Genomic DNA, 16,116 nt, shown 5'->3' with positions numbered 1-16,116 from the left:
TACACTCGGCGGCATGCTCTTGTTGGGAATCGAATCATCCTGCGATGAAACCGGCGTGGCGCTGGTCGAGTCGCAAGGCGACGCGCTGCCGGTGCTGCGTTCGCACGCGCTGCACAGCCAGATCGCCATGCATCAGGCCTACGGCGGCGTGGTGCCCGAGCTGGCCAGCCGCGACCACATCCGCCGCGTGCTGCCGCTGACCGAGACGGTCATGGCCGAAGCCGGCCGCTCGCTCGGCGAGATCGACGTGGTGGCCTACACGCGCGGGCCTGGGCTGGCGGGCGCACTGCTGGTGGGCGCGGGCGTGGCCTGCGCGCTGGGCGTGGCGCTGGGCAAGCCGGTGCTGGGGGTGCATCACCTCGAAGGGCATCTGCTGTCGCCGTTCCTGAGCGCCGATCCGCCGGAATTTCCGTTCGTCGCGCTGCTGGTGTCGGGCGGCCACACGCAGCTGATGCGGGTGGATGGCGTGGGGCGCTACGAGCTGCTCGGCGAGACCATCGACGACGCGGCCGGCGAGGCCTTCGACAAGAGCGCCAAGCTGATGGGCCTGCCGTACCCGGGCGGGCCTTGGCTCGCGAAGCTGGCGGAAGGCGGCGATGCCGCGGCCTTCAAGCTGCCGCGGCCGCTGCTGCACAGCGGCGATCTCGACTTTTCCTTCGCCGGCCTGAAGACGGCCGTGCTCACGCAGGCCAGGAAGCTGGGCGACGAGCTCGAAGTGCGCAAGGCGGACCTGGCGGCGTCCACGCAGGCGGCCATCGTCGAGGTGCTGCTGAAGAAATCGCTCGCGGCGCTCGACCAGACCGGCCTGAAGCGGCTGGTGGTGGCGGGCGGCGTTGGGGCCAACAGGAGCCTGCGCGAGCAACTAAACGCCGCGTGCGCCAAGCGCAAGGTGCGCGTGCACTACCCCGAGCTGCACCTGTGCACCGACAACGGCGCCATGATCGCCATGGCCGCCGCGATGCGCCTGCAATCAGGCCTGTCGCAGGCGAGCGAGCGCTATGCCTTCGACGTCAGGCCGCGATGGCCCATGGCGTCGCTTTCGGTGCCTGAGACGGCGCTACCTGAGACTGCGTAATCGTTTGCTTAGACGGCCGGCCGACGGCCGGCAGCGGCAATACGTCCAGCACATTGCGCCAGAGCTGGCGCCATTGCGGCCAGTCGTGGCCGCCCTCGATCGTGAAGACCTGCTCCGGCGGCAGGGCGTCTGCCAGCAGCTTGTGGTTGCTCGCGAAGCGGTCTTCCAGCCCGAAGCCCAGGTAGAGCCGCGGCAGGTTCTTCGACGGCTTTGCCGACAGGTACTGCTGGAAGAAGGGCCAGAGCTTGCGGTCGGGCTCCTCGTCGGGCAGCGGACCGGTGGGCGCCTGCCAGGCACGCAGGCCGCCGGCCTTCTTGATCTCCGCGCCGAGCACGCGCCGGCCCAGGTAGGGCGCGAGCGCCACGATGCCGTCCACCGAGCCCGGCCGCGCCAGTTCGTGGATCAGCGCACCGAAGCCGCCGATGGAGATGCCCACGAGCCAGATCGACTTGTAGCCCTTGGCGCGCTGCGGCTCGATGACCTCGGTGTGCAGGCGGTCGCTCAGGGTCTGCTCGTAGTAGTAGGAGACGTCCGCGTCCACCAATAGCGCATCGGCCGCCAAGTGGCGTTCGCGCACGGCGGCGATGAAGCCCTCGCGCTCGAACTCGTCGGGCTTGAGGTACGCGCCCGGCAGGAACACCAGGAGCGTGTCGGATTGTTCGTTGGGATTTGCGGGCTGCAGATGAGTTTTCATGGTGCCTTGAGGGGGCACCCGAACCGCACCGTCGGGAAATCAGTGCGTTTACAAGACGCCCACGAAGAAGAAAGTTCTAAAAAAACGTCACATCATGTGACGTTAATCCAGCGCTATTGTGAATAAGGTGCTCGTTTAATGTCAAAAACGAGGTCTTACTAACATTTTCCTCTTGTGGGCTTAGGCCTGTTTAGTTGATTTGCAACTGCGTGGCCTGGCTCACCGGCACCAGCTTGCCGAGCTTCAGCGTAAGCACGCCGTTCTCGAGCTTCGCTTCGCTGGCGGCCACGTCGATGTCCTGCGGCAATTCGTAGGCGGCCTTGAACTGGCGCTTGGCTTCGGCCTTGCTCTCGATGCGCAGCACGGCGCCTTCGATGCTGATGGCGAGGTCTTCACGCGCGAAGCCCGGCACGTCGAGCGAGAGGGTCCAGCTCTTGTCGTCCTGCTCCACGAGGGGCGAACGGCGGGTGCCTGCGAAGGCCTCTGCGGCGAAGCGCTCGAATGCGCGGTCGTAGGCGCGGGGAGCGAAGCGGGCGGTGCGAAGGGTGGGGGCGAAAAACATGGTGAAGAACTCCTGAATGAACACAATGGGGACAAGAAATGTGTGTCCCTTACACTGCGCGGCCGTTCCATCGTGAGCGCCGCTTGAGACCTCATCTAGGCGCAGCGGCACGCGTTTCAAGACAATGAATCCCCCCTTTAATTTGCGTCGCGAGACCTTGAAATTCGCGGCGCTGGCGCTATGCGCGAGGCCCCTCGCGGCGCTTGCTCAGACGCCTGCGGCACCCATTCGCCTGGCCCTCATCGAAAGCATGAGCGGGCCTTTCGCCAACACCGGGGAGGCCGTGTTCCGCAACCTGCTGTGGGCGGTGGAGCGCGTGAATGCGCGTGGCGGTGTGAAGCTGCCGGGCGTTCCCGGCGGCGCGCGGCCGCTGCAACTCGACCGCTACGACAGCAAGGGGCAGAACGAGGAAGCGCTCTCCGCGCTGCGCGCCGCGCTGGACGACGGCGCGCGCGTCGTGCTGCAGGGCAACTCTTCGGCCACTGCAGCGGCGCTGATCGATGCCATCGACAAGCACAACGAGCGCGACCCTTCGCGGCGCGCGATCTTCCTCAACTACGCGGCGGTGGACCCCGCACTTACCAACGAGCGCTGCAGCTTCTGGCACTTCCGCTTCGACGCGCATGCCGACATGCGCATGGCCGCGCTGATGGACGTGATGAAGGACGACGCGGCGCTCAAGCGCGTCTACCTGATCGGACAGGATTACAGCTTCGGCCAGGCCGTGCTGCGCGAGGCGCGCCGGCAGCTGGGCGCGCGGCGGCCCGACGTGGAGATCGTCGGCGACGAACTGCACCCCATGGGCAAGGTGAAGGACTTCGCACCCTACGCCACGAAGATCATCGCCAGCGGTGCGCAGGCCGTGATCACCGGCAACTGGGGCAACGACCTCACGCTGCTGGTGAAGGCCGCTCGCGAGGCGGGTTTCGGCGGCAGCTTCTACACCTTCTATGGCAATGCGCTGGGCGCGCCGGCGGCCATCGCAGACGCGGGCATCGGCCGCGTGGTGGCCGTGGCCGACTGGCTGCCCAATGTGCAGACGGCGCAGTCGGAAGCCTTCTACCGCGCCTTCCGCGCGCGCTTTCCGAAGCCTTCCGACGACTACGTGCATATGCGGCTGCAGCTCATGGTCGAGGCGCTCGCGCAGGCCATCGAGCGCGCTGGCAGCGCCGATGCGTTGCCCGTGGCGCGCGCCCTGGAGCAGGCCGACGTGAGCATGTACGGCCAGCGCGGGCGCATGCGCGCGGCGGACCACCAGTTCCAGCAGCAGCTCGTGGTGGGCGTGATGGACAGGCAGGGCCGGCCGGGCGTGCAGTTCGACGTGGAAGGCTCGGGCTACGGCTTCCGCGTGGTCAAGACCATCGCCCCGGAGCGCGCCGAACTGCCGACCTCGTGCAAGATGAAGAGACCTTGAAGCCGATGACGAACAACAGGAACTGCCTACATGCGTGAAGCCATCCACAACCTCGAAGCATCGAAGATCCGCGAAGTCGCCAATGCCGGCATGGGCCGCGACGACGTGCTGGCCTTCTGGTTCGGCGAGAGCGACGAAGTCACCCCCGAGGTGGTCCGCCAGGCGGCCATCGAATCGCTGCAGCGCGGCGAGACCTTCTATGCCCACAACCTCGGCCTGCCCGAGCTGCGCGAAGCCATCGCGCGCTACACCAGCGCGCTGCACCCCGCCGTCGAGGCGTCGCGCATCGCCGTAACTTCGGGTGGCGTGAGCGCGCTGATGCTGGCGGTGCAGGCGCTGGTCGACGCGGGCGACGAGGTGGTCGCCGTCACGCCGGTGTGGCCCAACCTCACGGCGCAGCCCGCGATCATGGGCGCGCACGTGCGCACGCTGCCGCTGGTGCCGGTGAACGGGCAGTGGACGCTCGACCTGCAGGCGCTGCGCGCGGCGGTCACCTCGAAGACCAGGCTGCTGATCGTCAACGCGCCGAACAACCCGACGGGCTGGACCATGAGCCGCGACGAGCAGCAGGCCGTGCTCGACCACTGCCGCCAGACGGGCACGTGGATCCTGGCCGACGAGGTGTACGAGCGGCTCTATTTCGAGCCCACGCCCAACGCCTGCGCGCCGAGCTTTCTCGACATCTCGAAGCCGGACGACCGGCTCGTGGTCACGCACAGCTTCTCCAAGAGCTTCCTGATGACCGGCTGGCGCCTCGGCTGGTTGGTGCTGCCGCCGTCGATGGTGGAGGGCATCGGCAAGCTGATCGAGTTCAACACCTCGTGCGCCAGCGTGTTCACGCAGCGCGCAGCCATTGCCGCCATCGAGCACACCGCCGAGATCACGCCGCGCGTGGTGGCGCACCTGAAGCAGTGCCGCGATACGCTGGTGCCGCTGCTGGCCGCGCTGCCGGGCGTGCAGGTGGCGCCGGCCAAGGGCGGCATGTACGCCTTCTTCCGGCTCGAAGGCTTCGGCGACTCGCTCGAAGTGGCCAAGCGGCTGGTGGCCGAGGCCGGCCTGGGGCTCGCGCCGGGCAATGCCTTCGCGCCCGAGGCGCAGGGCTGGCTGCGCTGGTGCTTCGCGTCGAAGGATCCGCAGCGGCTGGTGAAGGGCGTGGAGCGGCTGCGCGACTGGCTGGCGCGGCAGAAGTAACACCGGCTGCAACACGGCCGGTCGGCCGGCTGCAATTTCGTTCAATACGCGGCGCGGCCGGGCCGCGAAGCTCGGGCTTTTCTCCACGAAGGCGGAAGGTCCGGGATGTCGCAACGGTTCAAGGGCATGGCGCTTTGTGCGCTGGCAATGGTCACGGTAGGCAGCACGGTGGTGGCCAGCAAGGTCGTCGCGGCGGGGCTACCGCCTTTCACTGCGACGGCGCTGCGCTTCGCGCTGGCGCTGCCGGTCTTTCTCGTGCTGCTGCGGTTGACCCGTACGCCATGGCCTCGGCCCGATCGGCGCGACCTGGCGCTGCTGGTGTGCCAGGCGGGGCTGGGGAGCGTGGGTTACACGGTGCTGCTGATCCTCGGCGTGCGCTGGGCGCCGGCCGCCAGCGCGGGCGTGGTGGCGGGCACCTTGCCGGCGGTGGCCGCGCTGGTGGCGGTGGTCGCGCTGCGGGAGCGGCCGGGGCGGTATCTGGTGGGCAGCATCGTGCTGGCGACGGTCGGGGTGCTGGCGATCAGCTGGCCCGGGGGCGGTGCGGCGGCTGGATCGAGCTCCCCGGCGGCGCTGGCAGGCAACCTGCTGGTGCTGGGTGCGGTGATCTGCGAGGCGATGTTCATCCTGCTCAACAAGCGGCTGCGGGTTCCGGTGCGGCCGCTGGCGCTTTCTACGCTGATGACGGCGTTCGGGCTGTTGCTTTCGCTGGTTCCGGCTCTTTTCGAGCGGGCCTGGGAGCGGCCTTTGCCCGCCGAGGCGCTGGCCGGCGTCGCCTACTACGCGCTGGTGCCCACGGTACTGGGCTTCGTACTGTGGTTTGCCGGGTCTTCCCGGCTGAACGGGGCAGAGGCGGCGCTGTTCACGGCCGTCCTGCCGGTCTCGGCGCTGGTGCTGGCGGCGCTGTGGCTGGGCGAGAGCATCAGCGCGGCGCAGATCGGCGGGGCGGCCTGCGTGCTGGGCGCGGTGGGGCTGGCGTCGCTCGACGGGAGGCCTGCCCGTGCTTCCAAGGGGGTAAAAGGGCCGGGCGGGGCGGTCGGGCTATAATCCCAAGGCTTTGCATGCCGCAAGGCGCACGGCGAGGGCAGTTCCAGTCCTGGCCGCAAGTCAAACATCCAGGAACAAGGAAATCAACATGATCGCAGCCTCCATCAAGGCCGAAGTTGTCAAGGACAACGCCCGCGCCGCCAACGACACCGGCAGCCCCGAAGTGCAAGTCGCACTGCTGACCGCCCGCATCAACGAGCTCACCCCCCACTTCAAGACGCACGCCAAGGACCACCACGGTCGTCGCGGCCTGCTGCGCATGGTGAGCCGCCGCCGCAAGCTCCTCGACTACCTCAAGTCCAAGGACGCCGACCGTTACACCGCGCTGATCGCCAAGCTGGGTCTGCGCAAGTAATCCAAATCGCATGAAAAAACGCCTGGGTTAGTCCGCTAGCTCAGGCGTTTTTTACTTCGCGATCCACTTTCGGAGTGCCCAAACAGAGCGAAGCTGTGTCATTCCAATGAAGTTCGCCCCGAGCTTCGCTGGAATGGCATCGTGTTCTGAGAAGCCTCCGTCACCTGCGGACTCCGTGTAGTTCGCTATCAAAACAGGAGCAAAACATGAGCCTCTTCAACAAAGTCACCAAGTCGTTCCAATGGGGCGGCAAGACCGTGGTCATGGAAACGGGCGAGATCGCCCGCCAGGCCAGCGGCGCCGTGCTCGTCGACATCGAGGGCACCGTCATCCTCGCGACCGTGGTCGCCTCCAAGTCGGCCAAGCCCGGCCAGGACTTCTTCCCGCTGACCGTCGACTACATCGAGAAGACCTATGCCGCGGGCAAGATCCCCGGCAGCTTCTTCAAGCGCGAAGCCAAGCCCAGCGAGCATGAAACGCTGACCAGCCGCCTGATCGACCGCCCGATCCGTCCGCTGTTCCCCGAAGGCTTCCTGAACGAAGTGCACGTGGTCGTGCACACGATCTCGCTGAACCCCGAAGTCGACGCCGACATCGCCGCCATGATCGGCGTGAGCGCCGCCCTGTCGATCTCCGGCGTGCCGTTCAACGGCCCGATCGGTGCCGCCCGCGTGGGCTACATCAACGGCCAGTACGTGCTGAACCCGGGCCAGACCGCCCGCAAGGATTCGCAGATGGACCTCGTCGTGGCCGGCACGCAAGCCGCCGTGCTGATGGTCGAGTCCGAAGCCCTGCAGTTGAGCGAAGAAGTCATGCTGGGTGGCGTGGTGTTCGGCCACGAGCAGGCCAACATCGCCATCGACGCGATCCATGAACTCGTGCGCGACGCCGGCAAGCCGGTGTGGGACTGGCAAGCGCCTGCCGAAGACGAAGCCTTCGTCGCCAAGGTCAAGGGCCTGGCCGAAGACAAGCTGCGCGCCGTCTACCAGATCCGCAGCAAGCAGGCCCGCACCCAGGCCCTGCGCGAAGCCAACGCCAGTGTGCTCGAGGCCCTGAAGGCCGAAGGCGCCGAATTCGACTCCGGCAAGGTCTCCGACCTGCTGTTCGCCATCGAATCGAAGATCGTGCGCAGCCAGATCCTGTCGGGCGAGCCGCGCATCGACGGCCGCGACACGCGCACCGTGCGTCCCATCGAAATCCGCAACTCGGTGCTGCCCCGCACCCACGGCTCGGCCCTGTTCACGCGCGGCGAGACGCAGGCGCTGGTCGTGACCACGCTGGGCACCGAGCGCGACGCACAGCGCATCGACGCGCTGGCCGGCGAGTACGAAGACCGCTTCCTGTTCCACTACAACATGCCTCCCTTCGCCACCGGTGAGGTGGGCCGCATGGGCTCCACCAAGCGCCGCGAAGTGGGCCACGGCCGCCTGGCCAAGCGCGCGCTGGTCGCCGTGCTGCCGAACAAGGAAGAGTTCCCGTACACGGTCCGCGTGGTGTCGGAGATCACCGAGTCGAACGGCTCGTCGTCGATGGCATCGGTGTGCGGCGGCTGCCTCTCGATGATGGACGCCGGCGTGCCCATGAAGGCGCACGTGGCCGGCATCGCCATGGGCCTGATCAAGGAAGACAACCGCTTCGCGGTGCTGACCGACATCCTGGGCGACGAGGATCACCTGGGCGACATGGACTTCAAGGTGGCCGGTACGACCAACGGCATCACCGCCTTGCAGATGGACATCAAGATCCAGGGCATCACCAAGGAAATCATGCAGGTCGCGCTGGCACAGGCCAAGGAAGCGCGCATGCACATCCTCGGCAAGATGCAGGAAGCGATGGGCGAGGCCAAGTCCGACGTGTCGCAGTTCGCACCGCGCCTGACCACGCTGAAGATCAACCCCGAGAAGATCCGCGACGTGATCGGCAAGGGCGGCGCGGTCATCCGCGGCCTGCAGGAAGAAACCGGCACGACGATCAACATCGACGAGGACGGCACCATCACCATCGCCTCGACCGATCCGGAAAAGGCCGAGATGGCCAAGAAGCGTATCGAGCAGATCACTGCCGAAGTCGAAATCGGCAAGGTCTACGAAGGCCCGGTCACCAAGATCCTGGACTTCGGTGCGCTCATCAACCTGCTGCCCGGCAAGGACGGCCTGCTGCACATCAGCCAGATCGCGCACGAACGCGTCGAGAAGGTGACCGACTACCTGAGCGAAGGCCAGATCGTGAAGGTCAAGGTCCTCGAGACCGACGACAAGGGCCGCGTCAAGCTGTCCATGAAGGCCCTGACCGAGCGTCCGGCCGGCATGGAGTTCAGCGAGCGTCCCCCGCGCGAAGACCGTGGTGACCGCGGCGAGCGTCGTGAGCGTGGCGACCGCGGAGACCGCGGTGATCGCGGCGAGCGTGGTGGTGATCGCGGCGGCGATCGCGGCGAACGCGCGCCTCGCTTCAACGAACAGCAGCAACAGCCGCGCAGCGAAGTGCCGGCCGGCGAGCAGCCGCAGCAGCAAGCTCCGCGCGAGCCTCAGGAGTAAGAAGGGTGCGAGGGTGGCGGCTGTGCATGCAGCCGCCATTGCTGCCTCTTCATCTTTTGAACGTCAAGCTGCGCCCCATCTGCGGGCGCTGGAGGCCGAAAGACCATGAAAGCCATTGAAATCACTTCGTACGGCGCCCCCGAGGTGCTGCGCGTCGCCGAGCGTCCCGACCCCGTCGCGGGCGCCGGCGAACTGCTGATCCGCGTTGCGGCGAGTGGCGTCAATCGCCCCGACGTGTTGCAGCGCAAGGGGCACTACCCGGTGCCGCCGGGCGCGTCCGATCTGCCTGGCCTCGAAGTGGCTGGCGAGATCGTGTCGGGCGATGCCGCGGCGCTGGCAGAGGCCGGCTTCAAGGTCGGCGATCGCGTCTGCGCGCTGATTGCCGGCGGCGGCTATGCCGAGCTGTGCGTGGCGCCCGTGGCGCAATGCCTGCCAGTGCCCAAAGGGTGGAGCGATCTCGAAGCGGCCTCTCTGCCCGAGACCTTCTTCACCGTCTGGAGCAACGTGTTCGAACGCGGCCGCCTCCAGAAGGGTGAGACGCTGCTCATTCAGGGCGGCTCGAGCGGCATCGGCGTCACGGCGATCCAGATCGCCAAGGCGCTCGGCGCGACCGTGATCGTCACGGCCGGCAGCGACGACAAGTGTGAAGCTTGCCTCAAGCTCGGCGCCGACCACGCCATCAACTACCGCACCAGCGACTTCGTCGAAGAGGCGAAGAAACTCACGGACGGCAAGGGCGTGGACGTGGTGCTCGACATGGTCGCTGGCGACTACGTGGCGCGCGAGGTCGAATGCCTGGCCGAAGATGGCCGTCTGGTCATCATCGCGGTGCAGGGCGGCGTAAAGAGCGAGATCAATGCGGGTCTCGTGCTGCGCAGGCGGCTCACGATCACCGGCTCGACGCTTCGTCCGCGGCCCGTGGCGTTCAAGGGCGCCATTGCCAGGGCGTTGCGCGAGAAGGTGTGGCCGCTGCTGGAAAGCGGCGCGATCAAGCCCGTGATCCACAGCACCTTTGCCGCGGCGGGTGAGCCAAGCGGCGCGGCCCAGGCTCATGCGCTGATGGAATCGAACCAGCACATCGGCAAGATCGTGCTGACATGGTGACGAGAAGAACGCGATGACAACGAAGAAGAAACTGATCGCCGGCAACTGGAAGATGAACGGCGGCCTGGCTGCCAACGAGGCGCTGGTGAAGGCCCTCCAGCAGGGCCTGGCCGCGAGCCCGGCCGCGTGCGACGTGGCGCTGTGCGCGCCCGCTCCGTATTTCGCGCAGCTGCAGTCGCTGCTGGCGGCTTCGCCGGCCTTGGCGCTCGGCGCGCAGGATGTCTCGGCGCACCCGCAAGGCGCGTTCACGGGCGAGCAATCGGCCGCGATGCTGAAGGACTTCGGCGTGCGCTATGCGATCGTCGGCCACTCCGAGCGTCGCCAGTACCACGGCGAGAGCGACGAAGCGGTCGCTGCCAAGACAGCGGCTGCGCTGGCCAACGGCATCACGCCGATCGTCTGCGTGGGCGAGACCCTTGCGCAGCGCGAAGCAGGGCAGACCGAAGAGGTGGTCAAGCGCCAGCTGGCTGCCGTCATTCACGTGAACGGCCATTGCATCAGCGAGATCGTGGTGGCTTATGAGCCTGTCTGGGCCATCGGCACAGGCAAGACGGCCACGCCGGAGCAGGCGCAGGCAGTGCACGCGGTGCTGCGCGCACAACTGCATCACGCGGCTAGCGAGCATGCCGCCGGCATCCGCATTCTTTATGGCGGCAGCATGAACGCGGCGAACGCCGCGGAACTGCTCGCGCAGGCCGACATCGACGGCGGCCTGATCGGCGGCGCGTCGCTCAAGGCGCCCGACTTTCTGCAGATCATTTCCGCCGCTGCGCGTTGAACGCGCACCGGTTGCATCAAATTAGGAGTAAGAACGAATGAACGTGGTCCTCAACCTTCTGGTCGGCGTGCAGATGCTGGCAGCCCTCGCGATGATCGGCCTCATCCTGATCCAGCACGGCAAGGGCGCCGACATGGGCGCGGCCTTCGGCAGCGGCAGCGCCGGCAGCCTGTTCGGTGCCAGCGGCAGTGCCAACTTCCTGTCGCGCACCACGGCAGTGCTTGCCGCGGTGTTCTTCGCTTGCACGCTGCTGCTGGCCTACTTCAGCCATGCGCGTCCTGCTGGCGGCGGCAGTCTTCTGGAGCGTGCCGCAGTGGGTGCGCCTGCTGCGCCGGCCTCCGGTGCTGCGAACGAGATCCCCGGTGCGGCAGCTCCGAATGCGCCTGCTTCGGCTCCTGCAGCCCCTGTTTCGGGCGCGGGGCAGATTCCGGGCAAGTAATCAACTCGTTTTCATGAGTTGCCTGTGAGAAATGGCTCCATTTCAGGGTAAACTCTAAATCTGTTCGGAAAGCCAAATTCCTCTTGCAGGTACCTCATGCCATCCGAGCAGCAAAAACCGCGGTCGTGGTGAAATTGGTAGACACGCTATCTTGAGGGGGTAGTGGCGAAAGCTGTGCGAGTTCGAGTCTCGCCGACCGCACCAAATCTCATCGGCAGAAAACCTCATCCAGAGGTTCTTCCTGCCGGTGGCAAGCGGTGAAAAACTCTCGATGAATCTCGACTCCTACCTCCCCGTCCTTTTGTTCATTCTGGTCGGAGTCGGCGTAGGCGTCGCCCCTCAGGTCATCGGATACATTCTCGGCCCCAACAGGCCCGACACCGCGAAGAACTCCCCGTACGAGTGTGGCTTTGAGGCCTTCGAGGATGCGCGCATGAAGTTCGACGTGCGCTATTACCTCGTCGCGATTCTCTTCATCCTGTTCGACCTCGAAATTGCATTCCTCTTTCCATGGGCTATTGCGCTCAAGGAAATCGGCGCTGTTGGCTTCTGGGCCATGATGATCTTTCTCGCCATCCTCGTCGTGGGCTTCGCCTACGAGTGGAAAAAGGGCGCGCTCGACTGGGAATGACAAGGAAGAAACACGATGGCCATTGAAGGCGTTCTCAAGGAAGGCTTCGTCACCACGACCTACGATTCGGTCGTCAACTGGGCGAAGACTGGTTCTCTCTGGCCGATGACCTTCGGCCTTGCATGCTGTGCGGTGGAGATGATGCACGCGGGCGCCGCGCGCTATGACATCGACCGCTTCGGCATGCTGTTCCGCCCCAGCCCGCGCCAGTCCGACCTGATGATCGTGGCCGGCACGCTGTGCAACAAGATGGCTCCGGCCCTGCGCAAGGTCTACGACCAGATGCCGGAGCCGCGCTGGGTTCTCTCCATGGGTTCGTGCGCGAATGGCGGTGGCTACTACCACTACAGCTATTCGGTCGTGCGCGGCTGCGACCGCATCGTGCCGGTCGATGTCTACGTTCCGGGTTGCCCGCCCACCGCCGAGGCCTTGCTCTACGGCGTGATCCAGCTGCAGCAGAAGATTCGCCGCACCAACACCATTGCCCGCGCCTGAGGGACCGCCGACGATGACTGACTTTGCAATTTCGCCGGAGGTGCTGCGCGCCACCGTCGCCGAGACGCTCGGCGCCAAGGCCAAGAGCGTGACCGTCGCCCTCGACGAGGTGAACGTGGTGGTCGGCGCTGCCGACTACCTCGAGGCTGCACTGCTGCTGCGCGATGCGCCCGGCTGCCGCTTCGAGCAGCTGATCGACCTCTGCGGCATGGACTACTCCGACTACCGTGACGGCGAGTGGCAGGGCGGGCGCTATGGCGTCGTCTCCCATCTGCTGTCGGTGAGTCTCAACCAGCGCGTGCGCCTGACGGTGCTCGCATCGAGCGACGACTTCCCCGTGGTCGACTCGCTGCAGTCCGTGTGGAACTCCGCCACCTGGTTCGAGCGCGAAGCCTTCGACCTCTATGGCATCGTGTTCGAAGGCCACGACGACCTGCGCCGCCTTCTGACCGACTACGGCTTCATCGGCCATCCGTTCCGCAAGGACTTCCCGGTGTCGGGCCATGTCGAGATGCGCTACGACGAAGAGCAGAAGCGCGTGGTCTACCAACCGGTTTCCATCGAGCCGCGCGAAATCACCCCGCGCGTGATCCGCGAAGACAACTACGGCGGCGGTTTGCACTGACTGATATGGCCGAAATCAAGAACTACACACTCAACTTCGGTCCCCAGCACCCGGCAGCGCACGGCGTGCTGCGCCTGGTGCTCGAGCTGGACGGCGAGGTCATCCAGCGCGCCGACCCCCACATCGGCCTGCTGCACCGCGCCACCGAGAAGCTTGCCGAAACGCGCACCTTCATCCAGTCGCTGCCGTACATGGACCGTCTCGACTACGTGTCGATGATGAGCAACGAGCATGCCTACTGCCTGGCCATCGAGCGGATGCTGGGCCTCGAGGTGCCGGAGCGCGCGCAATACATCCGCGTGATGTTCGCCGAGATCACCCGCCTGCTGAACCACCTGCTGTGGCTCGGCGCGCACGGCCTCGACTGCGGCGCGATGAACATGCTCATCTACTGCTTCCGCGAGCGCGAAGACCTGTTCGACATGTACGAGGCCGTTTCCGGCGCGCGCATGCACGCGGCGTACTTCCGTCCGGGCGGCGTGTACCGCGACCTGCCCGACGCGATGCCGCGCTACAAGGTCAGCAAGGTCAAGAACGCGAAGGCCATCGAGAAGCTCAACGAGAACCGCCAGGGGTCGCTGCTCGACTTCGTCGACGACTTCTGCAAGCGCTTCCCGAAGATGGTCGACGAGTACGAGACGCTGCTCACCGACAACCGCATCTGGAAGCAGCGCACCGTCGGTATCGGCGTGGTCTCGCCGGAGCGCGCCCTGAACCTCGGCTTCACCGGCCCCATGCTGCGCGGCTCGGGCATCGAATGGGACCTGCGCAAGAAGCAGCCCTACGACGTCTACGACCGCATGCAGTTCGACGTGCCCGTGGGCAAGACCGGCGACTGCTACGACCGCTACCTGGTCCGCGTCGAGGAGATGCGCCAGGCCAACCGGATCATCCAGCAGTGCTCGGCCTGGCTGCGCGCCAACCCCGGTCCTGTCATCACCGACAACCACAAGGTCGCCGCGCCCGCGCGCGAATCGATGAAGGCGAACATGGAGGAGCTGATCCACCATTTCAAGCTCTTCACCGAAGGCTTCCATGTGCCCGAAGGCCAGGCCTATGCCGCCGTCGAGCACCCGAAGGGCGAGTTCGGCATCTATCTCGTGAGCGACGGCGCCAACAAGCCGTACCGCCTGAAGATCCGCGCCCCTGGTTTCCCGCACCTAGCCGCCCTCGACGAAATGTCGCGCGGTCACATGATCGCCGACGCTGTCGCGGTGATCGGCACGATGGACATCGTGTTCGGCGAGATCGACAGGTGAGAAAGAGCGAATGACTTCCTCGACCCACCATGACACGGCGCCCTCGGCGCCTTCTGCCCCTCTGGAGCCTGCGATCCTCGAGCGCTTTGCGCGCGAGGTGGCGAAGTACCCCGAGGCGGGCAAGCAGTCGGCCGTGATGGCCTGCCTGTCCATCGTCCAGCAGAACGAGGGCTACGTCAGCCTGCAGCGCGAGCGCGAGATCGCCGAGTACCTCGGCATGGCGCCCATTGCCGTGCACGAGGTGACGACCTTCTACAACATGTACAACCAGCATCCGGTGGGCAAGTTCAAGCTCAACGTGTGCACCAACCTGCCTTGCCAGCTGCGCGATGGCGTCACCGCCCTCGTGCATCTCGAGAAGAAGCTCGGCATCAAGATGGGCGAGACCACGCCCGACGGCCTGTTCACCCTGCAGCAGAGCGAATGCCTGGGCGCCTGTGCCGATTCGCCCGTGATGCTGGTCAACGACCGCACGATGTGCAGCTTCATGAGCAACGAGAAGCTCGACCAGCTGGTCGACGGCCTGCGCAACGCCGCGCCGGCCACCAAGGGGGAGGCTTCCTGATGTCACCCGAACAAGTGCTCCAGCAGTTCCAGGCGACGGGCGTCCAGACCTGTTTCCATGACCGCCACATCGAGCCGCAGATCTATGCCGGCCTCGACGGCACCAACTGGCGCCTGGCCGACTACGAGGCGCGCGGCGGCTACCAGGCCCTGCGCAAGATCCTGACCGAGGGCCTCACGCCCGACCAGGTGATCGCCGAGGTGAAGGCCTCCGGCCTGCGCGGCCGCGGCGGCGCGGGCTTCCCAACCGGCCTGAAGTGGAGCTTCATGCCCCGCCAGTTCCCGGGCCAGAAGTACCTCGTCTGCAACTCCGACGAAGGCGAGCCGGGTACGTGCAAGGACCGCGACATCCTGCAGTTCAACCCGCACATCGTGATTGAGGGCATGGCCATCGCCGCGTACGCGATGGGCATCAGCGTGGGCTACAACTACATCCACGGCGAGATCTTCCAGACCTACGAGCGCTTCGAGGAAGCCCTCGAAGAGGCGCGTGCCGCCGGCTATCTCGGCGACAAGATCATGGGCAGCACGTACAACTTCCAGTTGCACGCGGCCCACGGCTTCGGCGCCTACATCTGCGGCGAGGAAACCGCGCTGCTCGAATCGCTGGAAGGCAAGAAGGGCCAGCCGCGCTTCAAGCCGCCGTTCCCCGCCAGCTTCGGCCTGTACGGCAAGCCCACCACCATCAACAACACCGAGACCTTCGCGGCGGTGCCCTGGATCATCCGCAACGGCGGCCAGGCCTACCTCGAGTGCGGCAAGCCGAACAACGGCGGCACCAAGATCTACTCGGTGAGCGGCGACGTCGAGCTGCCCGGCAACTACGAAGTCCCGATGGGCACGCCGTTCTCCAAGCTCCTGGAGCTGGCCGGCGGCGTTCGCAAGGGCCGCACGCTGAAGGCGGTGATTCCCGGCGGTTCGTCCGCGCCGGTGCTGCCCGCGTCGATCATGATGGAATGCACGATGGACTACGACTCCATCTCCAAGGCAGGCTCCATGCTGGGCTCGGGCGCCGTCATCGTGATGGACGACAGCCGTTCGATGGTCGAGTCGCTGCGCCGCCTGTCGTACTTCTACATGCACGAGTCCTGCGGCCAGTGCACGCCGTGCCGCGAAGGCACGGGCTGGCTCTACCGCGTGGTCGACCGCATCCACAACGGGCAGGGCAGGGCGTCCGACATGGATCTGCTGAACTCGGTGGCCGACAACATCCAGGGCCGCACGATCTGCGCCCTCGGCGACGCAGCGGCAATGCCGGTGCGCGCCATGATCAAGCACTTCCGCCATGAGTTCGAGGCCCTGATCCCGGGCTACGTACCGAAAGCGCCCGTCAAGGCCTGAGCGCGAGAAAT

At 66.2% G+C, this 16,116-nt stretch carries 17 protein-coding genes and 1 tRNA gene; 16 read left to right on the top strand and 2 right to left on the bottom strand.

The annotated features are described in order from the left end of the window. Positions 1–13: 13 nt before the first annotated feature. On the top strand, positions 14–1,075 hold the full coding sequence (gene tsaD, locus ACAM57_RS20160; protein ID WP_369658642.1) for a tRNA (adenosine(37)-N6)-threonylcarbamoyltransferase complex transferase subunit TsaD: 1,062 nt from the start codon (positions 14–16) through the stop codon (positions 1,073–1,075). On the opposite strand, the gene ACAM57_RS20155 is transcribed toward tsaD, so the two are convergent. Together ACAM57_RS20155 and ACAM57_RS20150 are read right to left on the bottom strand one after the other, a co-directional pair. Then, positions 1,011–1,769 carry an alpha/beta hydrolase-fold protein gene (locus ACAM57_RS20155; RefSeq protein WP_184636532.1) on the bottom strand — a complete coding sequence of 253 codons (759 nt, stop codon included), beginning with the start codon at positions 1,767–1,769 and terminating at the stop codon, positions 1,011–1,013. The two genes, tsaD and ACAM57_RS20155, sit on opposite strands and share 65 nt — an antisense overlap. Before the next feature lie 190 nt (positions 1,770–1,959). Next, the gene (locus ACAM57_RS20150; protein WP_126018280.1) at positions 1,960–2,331 is read right to left on the bottom strand and encodes an Hsp20/alpha crystallin family protein; all 372 of its coding nucleotides are present in this window, start codon (positions 2,329–2,331) and stop codon (positions 1,960–1,962) included. Between the two features lie 124 nt (positions 2,332–2,455). Between ACAM57_RS20150 and ACAM57_RS20145 the strand changes: the two genes are divergently transcribed. The 15 genes from ACAM57_RS20145 to nuoF all read left to right on the top strand — a co-directional run bounded on the left by ACAM57_RS20145 (position 2,456) and on the right by nuoF (position 16,105). Then, positions 2,456–3,745 (top strand): branched-chain amino acid ABC transporter substrate-binding protein, encoded by a 1,290-nt coding sequence (locus tag ACAM57_RS20145; RefSeq protein ID WP_369658641.1) that lies wholly within the window; start codon positions 2,456–2,458, stop codon positions 3,743–3,745. Between the two features lie 30 nt (positions 3,746–3,775). Beyond that, on the top strand, positions 3,776–4,936 hold the full coding sequence (locus ACAM57_RS20140; RefSeq protein WP_184636536.1) for a pyridoxal phosphate-dependent aminotransferase: 1,161 nt from the start codon (positions 3,776–3,778) through the stop codon (positions 4,934–4,936). 105 nt (positions 4,937–5,041) lie between these two features. Next, positions 5,042–5,980 carry a DMT family transporter gene (locus ACAM57_RS20135; protein ID WP_369658640.1) on the top strand — a complete coding sequence of 313 codons (939 nt, stop codon included), beginning with the start codon at positions 5,042–5,044 and terminating at the stop codon, positions 5,978–5,980. Between the two features lie 88 nt (positions 5,981–6,068). Continuing rightward, positions 6,069–6,335 (top strand): 30S ribosomal protein S15, encoded by a 267-nt coding sequence (gene rpsO, locus ACAM57_RS20130; protein ID WP_007837783.1) that lies wholly within the window; start codon positions 6,069–6,071, stop codon positions 6,333–6,335. Positions 6,336–6,541: 206 nt separating this feature from the next. Beyond that, positions 6,542–8,869 (top strand): polyribonucleotide nucleotidyltransferase, encoded by a 2,328-nt coding sequence (gene pnp / locus ACAM57_RS20125; protein ID WP_369658639.1) that lies wholly within the window; start codon positions 6,542–6,544, stop codon positions 8,867–8,869. A gap of 105 nt (positions 8,870–8,974) precedes the next feature. Next, positions 8,975–9,973: an NAD(P)H-quinone oxidoreductase gene (locus ACAM57_RS20120; RefSeq protein WP_369658638.1), complete on the top strand. Its 999-nt coding sequence runs from the start codon at positions 8,975–8,977 to the stop codon at positions 9,971–9,973. Positions 9,974–9,986: 13 nt separating this feature from the next. Continuing rightward, positions 9,987–10,751 carry a triose-phosphate isomerase gene (gene tpiA, locus ACAM57_RS20115; protein ID WP_184636544.1) on the top strand — a complete coding sequence of 255 codons (765 nt, stop codon included), beginning with the start codon at positions 9,987–9,989 and terminating at the stop codon, positions 10,749–10,751. A gap of 37 nt (positions 10,752–10,788) precedes the next feature. Continuing rightward, positions 10,789–11,190, top strand: coding sequence for a preprotein translocase subunit SecG (secG, locus tag ACAM57_RS20110; protein WP_126018292.1), 402 nt, complete (start codon positions 10,789–10,791; stop codon positions 11,188–11,190). A gap of 119 nt (positions 11,191–11,309) precedes the next feature. Then, positions 11,310–11,394 (top strand) — tRNA-Leu (locus ACAM57_RS20105). 67 nt (positions 11,395–11,461) lie between these two features. Further along, on the top strand, positions 11,462–11,821 hold the full coding sequence (locus tag ACAM57_RS20100) for an NADH-quinone oxidoreductase subunit A (protein ID WP_026346262.1): 360 nt from the start codon (positions 11,462–11,464) through the stop codon (positions 11,819–11,821). Positions 11,822–11,836: 15 nt separating this feature from the next. Then, on the top strand, positions 11,837–12,316 hold the full coding sequence (locus ACAM57_RS20095; RefSeq protein WP_007837763.1) for an NADH-quinone oxidoreductase subunit B family protein: 480 nt from the start codon (positions 11,837–11,839) through the stop codon (positions 12,314–12,316). 13 nt (positions 12,317–12,329) lie between these two features. Next, entirely contained in the window at positions 12,330–12,941 is a 612-nt protein-coding gene (locus ACAM57_RS20090; RefSeq protein WP_126018294.1) for an NADH-quinone oxidoreductase subunit C, read from the top strand. Positions 12,942–12,946: 5 nt separating this feature from the next. Beyond that, complete coding sequence (locus ACAM57_RS20085; RefSeq protein ID WP_126018296.1) at positions 12,947–14,200, top strand: NADH-quinone oxidoreductase subunit D; 1,254 nt, start codon at positions 12,947–12,949, stop codon at positions 14,198–14,200. A gap of 10 nt (positions 14,201–14,210) precedes the next feature. After that, on the top strand, positions 14,211–14,765 hold the full coding sequence (gene nuoE / locus ACAM57_RS20080; protein ID WP_240650452.1) for an NAD(P)H-dependent oxidoreductase subunit E: 555 nt from the start codon (positions 14,211–14,213) through the stop codon (positions 14,763–14,765). After that, the gene (gene nuoF, locus ACAM57_RS20075) at positions 14,765–16,105 is read left to right on the top strand and encodes an NADH-quinone oxidoreductase subunit NuoF (protein WP_369658637.1); all 1,341 of its coding nucleotides are present in this window, start codon (positions 14,765–14,767) and stop codon (positions 16,103–16,105) included. The genes nuoE and nuoF overlap by 1 nt, the downstream gene beginning before the upstream one ends. Positions 16,106–16,116: the final 11 nt, after the last annotated feature.

It is taken from the genome of Variovorax sp. V15, from assembly GCF_041154425.1.
Lineage (GTDB): Bacteria > Pseudomonadota > Gammaproteobacteria > Burkholderiales > Burkholderiaceae_C > Variovorax > Variovorax guangxiensis.
The sequence above is the reverse complement of the archived record's forward strand: the minus strand, read 5'-3'. Positions and strand labels throughout refer to the sequence as shown.